The organism is Paraniabella hibiscisoli (assembly GCF_022512515.1).
GTDB classification, from domain to species: domain Bacteria; phylum Bacteroidota; class Bacteroidia; order Chitinophagales; family Chitinophagaceae; genus Niabella; species Niabella hibiscisoli.
The window spans coordinates 1,297,413-1,310,006 of sequence record NZ_JAKWBK010000001.1 but is presented as its reverse complement, the minus strand read 5'-3'; the positions used below and the strand labels follow the sequence as shown (position 1 = coordinate 1,310,006).

Sequence of the window (12,594 nt, the reverse complement as noted above, 5' to 3'; positions counted from 1 at the left end):
AAAAAATATACGGCCCCATAAGAATCATTGATAGCTTCTAAAATCACAAAGGGACGCTTATCGCGTCCCTTTGTTGTTATGATGGGTTTCGGTTTCTTTGATCCTGTTTAAAAGACCAACCGTAAGTTACGTTTTATTTCTTATTGCGTCAATTTTAAATCGCGCTTCAACATATCGGTCCTGTTAGCCATTTCCCAGGCTGTATAAAATATCATCTGGGCTCTTTTAGCCATTAAGGGGAAGTTGATTTTGTCCACGGTATCCGTTGGTTTATGATAATCGGCCTTTAACATACCATCATAAAAAAAAAAACGGGTACTCCTTTTCTTGCAAAGTTGTAGTGATCGCTTCTGTAGTAAATCCTGTTAGGGTCATTAGGATCATCAAATTTGTAATCCAGTACCAGCTTCGTGTATTTACTATTGGCGCCCTCGTTTATTTTAGGAAGGTCGGTGCTTAGCTTGTTGTGACCTACTACATATACATAGTTCTGTGTATCGGCGGTCATTCTTTCGGTATCAATACGACCAATCATATCAATGTTCAGGTCTGCCGTTGTTTTGTCCAAAGGAAAAATAGGATGTTCTGAATAATACTCAGAGCCCCACAAACCTTTTTCCTCTCCGGCAACCAGCATAAACACCACAGTGCGGCGAGGGCCCTTTCCTTCTTTTTTGCTTTCGCGAAAGCTTCCGCCATTTTCATTACACTTACGGTGCCTGAGCCATCGTCATCTGCCCCATAATAAATATTTCCTTTTTCGTCCATTCCAACATGATCGTAATGCGCCGTAACAAAAAGGTATTCATTTTTCTTATCAGAACCTTCTACCAGCCCTACCACATTGCTAACCGTAGCTATTTTTTTGCCTGATGAATATTGCAGGGTCACCGGCATCTGGCGAATGATGGGGTCTGCAACACCGTTGCCCAAAGCAGCTTTGATCTCGCTGATGGAATGCCCGTCTTTTTTAACCACATTATCATTAACAAAAAAGCCGGGATAGCTTTACTTTCTTCCTGTGTTGCTACATCGGGTTTAGGCCTGTATGAATTGTTGAGCTGTTGTTGTGAAGGCAGCTGATCTGCAATAATCAGCACCGCTGCAGCACCTTTCTTTTTGCATTGGCTATTTTATTAGCGGTAAAAACCGGTGATTGTCTCCGGGGTTTATCTGTTTTGAAACCATCGGGCTGACCAGATAGCAGGATAACTAGTTTGCCTTTTACATCCGTTGTTTTATAATCGTCTCTCTTTTCATCTACTATACCATAGCCTACAAAAACGTACTCACTGAACTTCAGGTCTGCTTGCTGCGGCATCTGCATCCACGGAGCGAAATCGGACCAGGGATTAAAAGCAATGCCTCCGATATTTAAGGTAAGTGTAGACGCGCTATCTTTTTCCAAATCAAAAAACTGGCGATAACTATCTTTATTACCTGGCTGTACACCAAAGGCTTTAAATTGAGTTTCAATATACACTGCGGCTTTTTCCAGTCCCGGAGAAGGGGTATCTCTACCTTCCATTTCTGCACCGGCAATAATATTGAGATGTTTTTTAAGGTCGGTCGTGGTGATTGTTTTGGCAAAAGGTTGGGGATCTGCCGGTTTTTGTGCCTGAACGCTAACGCTGGCAAGCGCGCATACAGCTAATAGAAAATTCTTTCCCATATAAAATTGCTTGTTGAGTTGTAAATGTAACCAACAACAGGTAATAAATGCCTACCGTTTATCAAAATATAAAAAGGAATACAACACTCTGTTTCCTGTGTCGTAGATGGAGGCAGGATGGCTACAGCTATATTAATCATTTTGGGCCTAAGGCACATTAAGACGTAAGCTGAATGGTATATTTCTAAACTACCAAATGAAGTATGCAGATGGTTTTGTTGCCCATCAGGTTCCGGAGATCTTGTCGACCCGGGTAGCATGGCGGCCACCTTCAAAAGCAGTAGTTAAAAATACCTCTACCATTTCTTCGGCTGTACTTTCTGAAACAAATCGAGCAGGAATGCAAAGAATATTGGCGTCGTTATGTTTACGCGCGAGGGCGGCAATCTCATCGTCCCAGCAAAGCGCTGCCCTAATACCCTGGTGCTTATTAGCCGTTATGGCAACTCCGTTACCGCTGCCACAAAGTAAAATACCAAAACCGCAAGCGCCGGATTCTACAGCCTGTGCTACAGGATGCGCAAAATCAGGGTAGTCTACGGCATCATCGGAGGGAGGACCAAAGTCTTTAAAGCCCAGATCTTTCCCTTCAATGAATGAAATAACAAATTCTTTCATTTCAAAACCCGCATGATCGGAGGCTATCGCTATCGGTTTGCTTAGATCAAATGTTGTTTCCATAATGATCGGTTTTATTTAGCTCCACTCTTCGGTGGCTTTTTCAGCATTCTTTTTTCACCCTTCGCCGCCAATGCAACACTTATTTCGAATAGCAGGTATAATGGCGCTGCTACTACTGCGAGGCTAAACGGATCCGTGGTGGGAGTGATAATTGCTGCTGCAATCAAAATTACAACAAAAGCATGACGCCTGAATTTACGAAGAATAGCCGCTGTTACAATGCCGGCTTTTGCGAGTAACAATATCAATAAAGGTAACTGAAAGAGCAGCCCCACGCCTACTGTTGTATAGGTCATATTCTCCAGGTAATCTGAAAACGTAGGCATGATCGTGATCTTATCACTTAATTTATAATTAAAGTAAAATTGTACCATTAGGGGCATTAGTATAAAATACCCGAATGCCACACCGATAAAAAACAACAGGGATACCCAAAAGATGATTCCGGATGCCTGGCGGTTCTCTTTATCAGAAAGCGCCGGCTTTACGAACTTCCATATTTCCCAGAATATATAAGGAAACGCTAATACAAAACCTCCTATAAACGCCACCGTAAAGTTGGCAATAAACTGGCCCGTCATGGTGGTTTCGATGAACTGAGGGGTATCGCCATTTTTAAAGCAAAGTGATTCGCCTACTCCAACGGCCTGGCCCATTTTACACATCCACTCCGCAGAAATAAAGTCTGCCTTTGTGGGACCAAAAACAATATCATCAACAAAAAAGTCGGTAAACACAAAAACGATGATTGCCCCTATAACAACAGCTAAAACCGACCGTATTAAGTGCCAGCGCAATTCTTCAAGGTGATCAATGAAGGACATTTCATCTTCATTACCCCGATTTCTCTTCTTAAAAAAATCCATTATAGCCATGTACGTAAAATAAGTACGCAAAGATGCGACTTTATAGTTAATAGTTTATGGTTGATTGTTCATTGGATGCGATATCCCTTTTCCTATTAAAAATCCTGAGTTATGACAAAGCAATATTTTCCGTAAACCATCTTCCATGATCTTTCTGTAACGGATTATTTTAGTTTTTTGAGCTTTACCATTTCAATACGGGTATGGGTTACACCCAGCACATCAAATTCGTAGTCGCCAATAATGATGCGCTCTTTCTGTAAAGGAATGGTTTCATGATGGTTGATGATATAGCCCGAGAGGGTTTCGGTATCGTGCCCTTCAAAATTGAGGTCGTATTTTTTTCGATATAGTCCAGCTCCAGTCTTCCGGAAAATATGTACTCGCCTTCTGCGATCTGTTTCTCCACAAATTTTTCGGTATCATACTCATCCAGGATCTCTCCAAAAAGCTCTTCCAGCACATCCTCCATAGTAATGATCCCTGCTGTGCCACCAAATTCATCTACCACCCAGGCAATGCTTTTGGCGTCGTGGCTAAACTTATAAATGAGGTCTGCCGCATTCATACTCTGCGGAACCGCCAGGATATTGATGAGAATGCTCCTGATATCTTCGGGTTTTTTAAACAAATCCAGCTGGTGTACATAGCCCAGGATATTATCAATGGAATCTTCGTAAATAATGATCCGCGTTCTTTTGGTTTCGATAAACTTTTGCAGCAGGTCATTGATAGATGTCTTCACATCTACGCCAATTACCTCTTTGCGGGGCACCATCGATTGTTTGATTTTGATATGTGGCAGCTCTTGTGCGTTCTCCAGCAATTGCGTGCTGGTTTCTGCTTTGGAGCTTTCTTTAATGCCGTCTGAAAAAACAAAACGCAGTTCATTTTTACTCAACGGAGATTTGCTCTTATCCAGGCGAACATTAAAAACATATTTAAGGACCCAGTTAGTAAGCAGGAACATGCCGCGCACAAAAGGTGCAAACAGCCAGAAAAAGAAACTGAAAAAAGAGAAAACCCACTGAGTAAGGCATTGCTTTTAGCTCTGAACAGCGCCCGGGGAATAAACTCAGCAAAAATGAGCGCCAACATTAAAAAGAACTTCCAGTATAATTTGCACCCACCGGGCATTCACAGGTAGCTTTTCCCAAAGCGGCTCAGCCACTTCAGCAGTGAGTAACACAAAAATAGTTAACGCAATAATGTAGCCTGTAATAGCTACACCAAGGAACACAGCGGGTGAATCAATAAAACGCCCAAGGCGATTGCCGGTTGCGGTATCCTGCTTTCTTTTTAATTCAATGTTCAGCCGGCTGGCACTATAAAAAGCCATTTCTATGCCCGCAAAAAACATCATAAAGAACAATGCGGCGCACCAGGAAATAAGTGTCATATCCATATTCTAAAGATACAACGGCGGGTTTGAATAACGAGTGTTGTAAGCCAAATATTAACTGTAAAATTTTTAGTTCCTCTACTAACCAATTATCTATAAAAAAGGGGCTGCCAGGGGATTTTAATTCATTCACCAATACCTGATACTCCGCTTATTTGTAGAGATCAATTATTTGGATAAGAATTCGGTAATCAGCTTTTCAGCTTCTTCGCAGGCTTCCTGCAAATCATCATTTACAATAGTATGATTGAAATGGCTGCTGAAGGACATTTCATATTCTGCTTTATTTACCCGGGTTTGTAAGGACTCTTCTGTTTCGGTTCCGCGGCTGGCCAGTCTTCTTGCCAGTTCTCTTACAGATGGCGGTTCAATAAAAATAGACAGAGACGTTTGAGGGTATTGGGTTTGTACATGTATGGCGCCTTTTACATCAATGTCCAATAAGGGACACCTGTTATCCTTCCAGAGCCGGTCCAGCTCTTTTTGAGCGTTCCGTAGTATTTGCCTTCATATACCATTTCCCATTCAACAAATTCACCTTTCTGTATTTTTTGCTGAAACTCATCCACTTTCATAAAATAATAATCTTTACCATTTACCTCATTACCTCGCGGAGAACGGGTGGCAGCAGAAATGGAGAACGCAAGCTGCGGGTATTTTTCCAGCAAAAATGCGTGATAGAGGTTTTACCTGCTCCGGACGGAGCGGTAATAATGATAATTTTTTTGTTGTGGGAAGCCATACACAAATTACGGTATTTGTGCCGGGAGTAAAAAATTTGAAGGATTAAGTTTGTGAGAGACGGTTAAGCAAAGGATAAGACTATGTATACAGCTTGATATTGATATCAATGCAAAAGGCCATGGATTAAATCCATGGCCTTTTGCATTGCAGCTATTTGCTACAATATCTCCTCTACACTTATCCTGATATTATCGGCCATTTTATGTGTGGGCAGATCATTTTCATCACCACCAAAGGGGTCTTCTATTTCTTCTGCAATTAACTCAAGACTGGCAAGCACATAAGCGATAAAAACAACAACCGCACTACCCAATAACCTAGCTGAAATACATAGCCCCAGGGTAAAGTAAGCAGGTAAATAAGCACAAATCTTTTAATAAAAATACCGTAGGATGATGGGATGGGTGTATTCTTAATACGCTCGCAGGCGCCACATACATCTAAAAGATTGCAGCTCGTTATTTAAAAAAAGCAATACTTCTCCGCTTATGGTTCCATCTCTATACAGTTTTTTTACATGTTCATAAATTAAACCGGCCACCTGGTTGGGTACGTGCTTATCCGTATCAATTGCCGAGATAATTTTTTTGTTTGTTCATTTTCATCAAACAACATCACCCTGGTACGCTCTTTCAATAAATGCTGATGCAGGGCCTGCGCATAACCCGGTATGATCTTTCTAAAAAACTCGCGCTCTTCCTTTTGATCTTCTCTTAATACTACCGATAGCTTTAGGGCGAGGTTGCGGGAATTATTCATTAATGCACCCCAAAGCTTACGTCCCTCCCACCACCGGTCGTAGGCGGTATTGGTTCTGAATACCAATACCAACGAAATTGCAAAGCCTAACAAAGAATGAAGTATGGGCAGGTTTTTGATCACACTTTTATCGGAGAGTTTCCAATATCCCAGCTCCAGGTAGGCAATAAAGCCAGAATACGCTGCAATGATCAACAAAATCCACCAGAGCTTTCTTAGTACATCTGCCTTTGTTACTTTAAAAAGAATGCCGATCCAGTCTTTTGTATTGTAGTATTTCATTCGTTAAGTTGATATGTTGACTTGTTAATTTGTTGACGAGTATAAAAACCCTATCAACTTTTAAACTTATCAACTTGTTAACCGGATTAGCCCGCTACCCGTTTAATGTCTGCTCCAAGAGCCTGTAATCTCGCATCAATATTCTGGTACCCTCTATCTATTTGCTCTATATTCTGAATCGTGCTTTTTCCTTCTGCGCTCAACGCTGCGATCAACAAAGCCACACCAGCACGTATATCCGGACTACTCATCGTTATACCCCTTAATTGGTGTTCTCTCTCCAAACCAATAACTACGGCTCGGTGCGGATCGCAAAGGATGATCTGTGCGCCCATCTCGATCAGCTTATCTACAAAAAACAAACGGCTTTCAAACATTTTCTGGTGTATTAAAACACTCCCGTTGCCTGTATGGCCGTTACCAGCACAATACTCAACAGATCGGGGGTAAAGCCAGGCCAGGGATTATCATAAACAGTCAGAACGCCCCCATCCAGGTATTTTTGTATGGTATAATTATCCTGCGATGGTATATGTATATCGTCGCCTTTAAAATCCATGGCAATACCCAGTTGTCTGAACTTTTCAGGGATAATTCCCAGATCGTTAATCCCTGCATTTTTAATGGTGATCTCTCCTTTTGTCATAGCAGCTAAGCCAATAAAAGAGCCTACTTCAATCATATCGGGCAACATCGCATGTGTGGTACCACCGAGATAATCCACGCCCTCTATCACCAACAGGTTGCTGCCAATTCCGCTAATCTTAGCACCCATGCGGTTAAGCATTTTACATAATTGTTGTAAATAGGGTTCGCATGCTGCATTATAAATGGTAGTAGTTCCCTTTGCCATGGTTGCAGCCATAACAATATTGGCTGTTCCTGTTACAGAAGGCTCATCCAACAACATATAAGTACCTTTGAGCTCGTCAGCTGTAAGATGAAAGAAGCCATCTTCCTGGTTATAATCGAGCTGCGTGCCTAATTTCTGAAACCCGATCACATGGGTATCCAACCTTCTCCTCCCGATCTTGTCTCCCCCGGTTTAGGAATAAAGGCCTTTTTATAGCGCGCCAGCATCGCGCCAGCCAACATCACGCTTCCGCGAAGGCGGCCGCTTTTCTTTTTAAACTCAGGGCTGTGCAAATAATCTATGTTCACATCATCTGCCCTAAAAATGCAGGTACTGCGGCTGGTTCTGTTCACTTTTACGTTCATTTCTGAAAGTAATTCTATGAGCAGGTTTACATCCAATATATCAGGTATATTATTAATAGTAATTTCTTCGGGTGTTAACAGCACCGCACTTATTATTTGCAAGGCCTCATTTTTGGCGCCCTGTGGTGTTATTTCCCCCTGTAGCTTCTTGCCTCCGCGTACTTCAAATACGTTCATTGATTTCTTATTTATATTAAAACGAAGATAGGAGGAAACTTATTTCCCCCGCTGATGTGTTTACACAAAAATGGCCGTCCTGCGGGGATGGCCATTTTAAACCTGTTGTAAATATTTTTTAATAATACGGACTGATGAGTATATATATGATCGGACCCGTAACAGCAACATATAACCAGAGCGGCCAGGTGATCCTGGCAATTTTTTTATGACGTGGATATTCTCCCACCAAACCCCTGTAAGCGGTGAATAAAATAAAAGGAAGAATAATACCTGCCAAAGGGATATGTGTAAAAAGGATGATATAATAAAAGGTTTTTAATCCTCCTGAGCCTCCGAATTTTGTGTCCCCTGCAAACAGGTGATGACAGATATAACTTACCAGGAAGAGAATGGATAAAACCATGGCAAAAAGCATGATTTTTTTATGAAGCTCGTAGTTCCCTTTTTTAACTACCACCAATGCGGCAATTAGTAACACAGCTACTATAGAGTTGATCACTGCGTTGGCCAACGCAAAAACATGCACATCAAAACCCAGGTCCACCTTCAGGTGCACACGTCCTAAAGCAGCGATAATTAAAAAAACCACTACCGAAAAGGATAAGATCAGCCAATTCGCCTTTTTATCATTTTTCTTCCAACTAGCCTTCAGCATTCTTTTTCTTTTTAAATAAAATCATAAATAAACCCACAGCAACTGCAGCAATTAAGAAAACAATCGCCAGCAATTTCACGGGCAATCCCCCTTTTTGCTCCTGTCTTTTTCAAGCGTCAGCAACACTGCATCGCGGGAAAGCTTTTTCAGATCGGCAGAATCGAGCCCATGGTAGTAGCCCCGGATATTGCGCTTGCCGTCTATCAACACAAAGTGATCGGTATGTATAAACGAGGTATCAATTCCCTTTCCGTCTACCAGGCCTAACTTTAAATCGTTAATCGCCAGATCATAGATCGTTTTCTTCTCTCCCGTAAGCAGGTCCCATTGTTCGGGATTGATCTGGAAGCGATCCGCCCATTTTTTCAGCTGGGCAACGGAATCTCTCTCGGGATCAACCGAAAACGACATATAGTGTATATTGGTATTGGTTTTATCACCTACTCTTTGCGCATTGGTAATCGCTTTTTCGAGCGTACGCATATTGGTAGTTAAAGCCGGACAAATAGTCGGACAATGCGTAAAGAAGAAATCTGCAATAATGATCTTTCCTTCGTAATCGCTTAAACGAACAGAATCGCCCAATTGGTTGATCAACGCAAAATCTGGTACTTTATGCCATTGGGTATCCGTAACCTGTTTGCCGTTTTCCAGGCGCGTACTCACACTGTCGGGCATATAATGCCGCGGCATCGATGTTGCTTCATTGCTGTAGTGGCGGATAATTAAATAACAAGCCAGGGGCAGTAATAATGCCATCAAAACAGCATATAAACCTTTTTTACTCAAGGTAAATGATGTATTTAGTGAACGGATCTTTATGCGGTATGCCGGTAAAAGGCCCGGTAAAAATTTTCGCGAAATTCGTGAAATTAAGCGATAGCCCGGCAGGATTTCTGCTTTTTATTTGTTGCAGTTGCATTAATAATACACCTTTAAACCTATTTTTAAAATAAAAATGACGTCAATGATCCCCAAAATTTTCGCGGTAGTTAGCTCTGCGGTTCTGATCAGCTGTAGCGGTAACAGCCATGAGCCTAAGCCCGACGCAACGGCTGAAAAAGACTCCACACCGTAATTTAGCTCCGGTTGAAACCAAAGAAGCTAATAGTACTTTCCAACCTGCATTTGAGGGACAAACCCGGGTTGCAGGAATGAAAACATCTACAGAGCTGGATATCAAAGTAATTTCGGAAGGGCTGGTAAACCCCTGGGGAATTGCGGTTTTACCGGATGGCCGGTTATTAATAACGGAAAAGGGCGGAACCCTGCGTATCGCAACTACCGGCGGCGAATTGTCCACACCTATTTTAGGTTTGCCCGCCGTAAGTTCGGAAGGTCAGGGTGGTTTATTAGGTATAACCCTGGATCCGGATTTTGGCAGTAATCGTATGGTTTATTGGGTATTTTCAGAAAAAGCTGAAGGCGGAAATCTAACTGCTGTGGCCAAAGGCCGACTGGCAGATGACGAAAAAAGATTGATAATCCTGTGGTGATTTATCGAGCTACCCCTGCTTTTGCAGGTACGCTTCACTATGGAGGCCGTATTCTTTTTGACAAAAGTGGACACCTTTTTGTGAGCACCGGAGAGCGCTCCGACCTTCAAACCAGGCCAAAATCGCAGGACCTTGCTACCGGTTTGGGCAAAATTGTACGGATTACCAAAGACGGTAAGCCAGCCAATGGAAATCCGTTTATCAATACAGCTGGCGCGATGCCGGAAAATTATACTTACGGCCATAGAAACGTACAAGGCCTCGCTATTCATCCTCAAACCGGAGATTTGTGGGAAAACGAATTTGGACCCCGTGGTGGTGACGAGGTAAACCGTATTGAAGCAGGCAAAAATTATGGTTGGCCCACCATCAGTTATGGTTTAGAATATAGTGGCGGTAAAATTGGAGAGGGCCTTACTCAGAAAGAGGGCCTGGAACAACCGGTTTATTACTGGGATCCGGTAGTATCTCCCAGTGGTATGACTTTTTATTCGGGTGATCTTATTCCAGAGTGGAAGAATAACCTTTTCATCGGCTGTTTGAGCGGGTCACATATTGTGAGGCTTGAAATAAAAGATAATAAAGTGGTGGGTGAAGAGCGATTATTAACCGACCGCCAGGACCGCTTCAGGGATGTGCAGCAGGGAAAGGATGGAGCGCTCTACGCGGTTTGTGATGGTGCACATGGAAAGTTGTACAGAATCGGGAAGAAATAATTTTTACTTACTTATGATATTTTAAACCCTGGGGTGCTAACACCTTGGGGTTTTTATTTTTTTCAATTTGTCGTCATGGTTTAATTTTTTAAAATAAAACAATAAATATTATTTGTTTTGTTTTAAAATTATTTTTATTTTAAATCCTAACAAATGAATATAGCAAATTCAAAAATTATTAAATTGTTGGATAGAATAACGGGTGCTGTATTTCTATTCACCCTTTTGCTTTTGCTTATTAAAATTTTTACCAACGGCGCTCCGTCTTTAAGCCATAGTAAACGAGGGTATCAGGTAAATCATATACAGACTAAGCCGCTCAAAACAAATACCGATACTGTTGATGCTAATAAACGGCTCTTTAACTGGTTCAATAGTACAACAGTAGTTCAGCCACATAATAGAGCTCTGGTCAATTTAAGATTTAGATCTAATAAGGAGCTTTTTCACCCCGTTGCCATTTTATTTCAATTACTGTACTATCTGTACTATTTTATTATTATGTTGTCTGCCTGGCAATTAAAAATGTTTTTCGGTGCCTTATGTCGAAATGAGATATTTACGACCGGGAATACAAGAAGGTTAATGTTAATTGGTATTTTTTTCCTGTTAATTCCCATCATAAACAGTTTGCAAAGAGAATATTTTATTAAAACCATCAATACGTTACGAATGAATGATTCTACATATCATCTTGATTCTTACTTTAACTTCTTATCCTCAGAAACAATATTTGGACTAATGATGATAGTCTTCTCCCTGGTTTTTAAAGTTGGAGCCGACGTTCAGAAAGAAAACGAATCCTTCATCTAAAAAAAATCAATGCCCATTGTCATAAATTTAGATGTAATGCTTGCCAAAAGAAAAATGAGCCTTACTGAACTGTCAGAGAAAGTAGGCCTTACTATTGTCAACCTTTCCATTTTAAAAACCGGTAAAGCAAAGGGTGTGCGCTTTGATACCCTGCAAGCTATCTGCAAAGTATTGGATTGTAAACCCGGAGATATCATAGATATTGAACCTGATTAAATAATAACCTGATCATATATTGTTGCTTTTTTGATGAAACTCATCATAGGGCATGCTATTATCCCAACATTTTTAAAAAATAAAACTATGAAATCAATCTTTATTACCGCGTTAATGTTCTGCTTTTATTTTTGCACAGCTCAGCAGAATGTTTTGTGGCTCAAGAAACATGTAGTTCCATTTTCGCCAGACCCCTCTTTATCTGTAAAAAACGATTTTAGCCAATTGAAAAAATATATTGGTGATGCTCAAATTGTAATGTTGGGTGAGGAAACACATGGCGATGGTACAGCCTTTAAAAGCAAGGTTGAACTGGTAAAATTCTTACATAGAGAAATGGGCTTTGACGTATTAGCGTGGGAAAGCAGTTTTTTTAACGCCGAAGCAGCTTATCAAATTGCGCAAACCGACCCTACTCCTTTAGAAAAGCTACAGCTATGCACGTACGGGTTGTGGGGTAAGGCGGAACAGGTACAACCCCTTTTTCATTATATAAACGACGCCATCAAATCAGAACGCCCCCTTATTGTTACTGGTATAGACTGTCAACTTGAGGGCTCCTTCCTGAGCCATGATTTTATACTCCCGTTTTTCAATTATATTTCTTCAAAAAAATTGGAGTTTGGTAAAGTTGAAACAAAACAGGAGTTTGTAAAATATTACTACGGCTTACTATTTCTGGGTCAAACGCTACGAAACAAAAAGGGAGATGAAAAAATAGCGTTACTCGACACACTATTCAAGAAACAGCAGGTATTCTTATCCTTTACAAGCGAACTAATTCCCCGGCTAGACACGATAAAGGAGGTTCAGGCAAAGCGTTTCAGTCAACATTTAAAGAATATTATCGCCTTTCTTCCTGCGCACTTAAAAATGCCGGTGTAAATAATCTCC

The 12,594-nt window shown here is 41.2% G+C and carries 16 protein-coding genes and 4 pseudogenes; 4 read left to right on the top strand and 16 right to left on the bottom strand.

Translation table 11 applies throughout. From position 1 onward, the window contains the following. Window positions 1–286: 286 nt before the first annotated feature. The 16 genes and pseudogenes from MKP07_RS38010 to MKP07_RS08460 form a co-directional block, all read right to left on the bottom strand. On the bottom strand, window positions 287–637 hold the full coding sequence (locus tag MKP07_RS38010; RefSeq protein ID WP_262919209.1) for a M28 family peptidase: 351 nt from the start codon (window positions 635–637) through the stop codon (window positions 287–289). Beyond that, window positions 544–978, bottom strand: a complete 435-nt coding sequence (locus tag MKP07_RS38005; RefSeq protein ID WP_317235791.1) for a M28 family peptidase — start codon at window positions 976–978, stop codon at window positions 544–546. Before MKP07_RS38005 ends, MKP07_RS38010 begins: the two co-directional genes overlap by 94 nt. Before the next feature lie 115 nt (window positions 979–1,093). Continuing rightward, the gene (locus MKP07_RS08520; RefSeq protein WP_240846720.1) at window positions 1,094–1,672 is read right to left on the bottom strand and encodes a protease-associated domain-containing protein; all 579 of its coding nucleotides are present in this window, start codon (window positions 1,670–1,672) and stop codon (window positions 1,094–1,096) included. Window positions 1,673–1,897: 225 nt separating this feature from the next. After that, the gene (gene rpiB, locus MKP07_RS08515) at window positions 1,898–2,353 is read right to left on the bottom strand and encodes a ribose 5-phosphate isomerase B (protein ID WP_240846718.1); all 456 of its coding nucleotides are present in this window, start codon (window positions 2,351–2,353) and stop codon (window positions 1,898–1,900) included. An 11-nt stretch (window positions 2,354–2,364) separates the two neighbouring features. Then, entirely contained in the window at window positions 2,365–3,249 is an 885-nt protein-coding gene (gene tatC, locus MKP07_RS08510) for a twin-arginine translocase subunit TatC (protein WP_240846716.1), read from the bottom strand. 134 nt (window positions 3,250–3,383) lie between these two features. Then, the gene (locus MKP07_RS08505) at window positions 3,384–3,506 is read right to left on the bottom strand and encodes a hypothetical protein (protein ID WP_240850710.1); all 123 of its coding nucleotides are present in this window, start codon (window positions 3,504–3,506) and stop codon (window positions 3,384–3,386) included. Window positions 3,507–3,724: 218 nt separating this feature from the next. Further along, window positions 3,725–3,997 (bottom strand): annotated as a pseudogene (locus MKP07_RS08500) (CBS domain-containing protein); the annotation flags it as partial. Window positions 3,998–4,294: 297 nt separating this feature from the next. Continuing rightward, entirely contained in the window at window positions 4,295–4,618 is a 324-nt protein-coding gene (locus MKP07_RS08495; protein ID WP_240846714.1) for a CNNM domain-containing protein, read from the bottom strand. 171 nt (window positions 4,619–4,789) lie between these two features. Then, a pseudogene (gene gmk, locus MKP07_RS08490) lies at window positions 4,790–5,289 on the bottom strand (guanylate kinase). A gap of 233 nt (window positions 5,290–5,522) precedes the next feature. Continuing rightward, window positions 5,523–5,767 (bottom strand): annotated as a pseudogene (locus MKP07_RS43670) (hypothetical protein). Between the two features lie 126 nt (window positions 5,768–5,893). Beyond that, entirely contained in the window at window positions 5,894–6,406 is a 513-nt protein-coding gene (locus tag MKP07_RS08480) for a bestrophin family protein (protein ID WP_240846712.1), read from the bottom strand. An 86-nt stretch (window positions 6,407–6,492) separates the two neighbouring features. Further along, window positions 6,493–6,783: a hypothetical protein gene (locus MKP07_RS08475; protein WP_240846709.1), complete on the bottom strand. Its 291-nt coding sequence runs from the start codon at window positions 6,781–6,783 to the stop codon at window positions 6,493–6,495. A gap of 11 nt (window positions 6,784–6,794) precedes the next feature. Next, window positions 6,795–7,421 (bottom strand): UDP-N-acetylglucosamine 1-carboxyvinyltransferase, encoded by a 627-nt coding sequence (locus MKP07_RS38000; protein WP_262919208.1) that lies wholly within the window; start codon window positions 7,419–7,421, stop codon window positions 6,795–6,797. Then, window positions 7,406–7,801 (bottom strand): hypothetical protein, encoded by a 396-nt coding sequence (locus MKP07_RS37995; RefSeq protein WP_262919207.1) that lies wholly within the window; start codon window positions 7,799–7,801, stop codon window positions 7,406–7,408. The genes MKP07_RS38000 and MKP07_RS37995 overlap by 16 nt, the downstream gene beginning before the upstream one ends. Before the next feature lie 118 nt (window positions 7,802–7,919). Beyond that, entirely contained in the window at window positions 7,920–8,459 is a 540-nt protein-coding gene (locus MKP07_RS08465; RefSeq protein WP_240846706.1) for a DUF420 domain-containing protein, read from the bottom strand. 75 nt (window positions 8,460–8,534) lie between these two features. Then, complete coding sequence (locus tag MKP07_RS08460) at window positions 8,535–9,218, bottom strand: SCO family protein (RefSeq protein ID WP_240850708.1); 684 nt, start codon at window positions 9,216–9,218, stop codon at window positions 8,535–8,537. Window positions 9,219–9,490: 272 nt separating this feature from the next. On the opposite strand from MKP07_RS08460, the pseudogene MKP07_RS42275 reads away from it, so the two are divergent. The 4 genes and pseudogenes from MKP07_RS42275 (at window position 9,491) to MKP07_RS08435 (ending at window position 12,585) form a co-directional block, all read left to right on the top strand. After that, a pseudogene (locus MKP07_RS42275) lies at window positions 9,491–10,671 on the top strand (PQQ-dependent sugar dehydrogenase). Between the two features lie 153 nt (window positions 10,672–10,824). Beyond that, window positions 10,825–11,484, top strand: coding sequence for a DUF2975 domain-containing protein (locus tag MKP07_RS08445; RefSeq protein WP_240846699.1), 660 nt, complete (start codon window positions 10,825–10,827; stop codon window positions 11,482–11,484). 36 nt (window positions 11,485–11,520) lie between these two features. Next, entirely contained in the window at window positions 11,521–11,700 is a 180-nt protein-coding gene (locus tag MKP07_RS08440; protein ID WP_240846696.1) for a helix-turn-helix domain-containing protein, read from the top strand. 225 nt (window positions 11,701–11,925) lie between these two features. Beyond that, on the top strand, window positions 11,926–12,585 hold the full coding sequence (locus MKP07_RS08435; protein ID WP_240846694.1) for a TraB/GumN family protein: 660 nt from the start codon (window positions 11,926–11,928) through the stop codon (window positions 12,583–12,585). The last annotated feature ends 9 nt before the right edge of the window (window positions 12,586–12,594 follow it).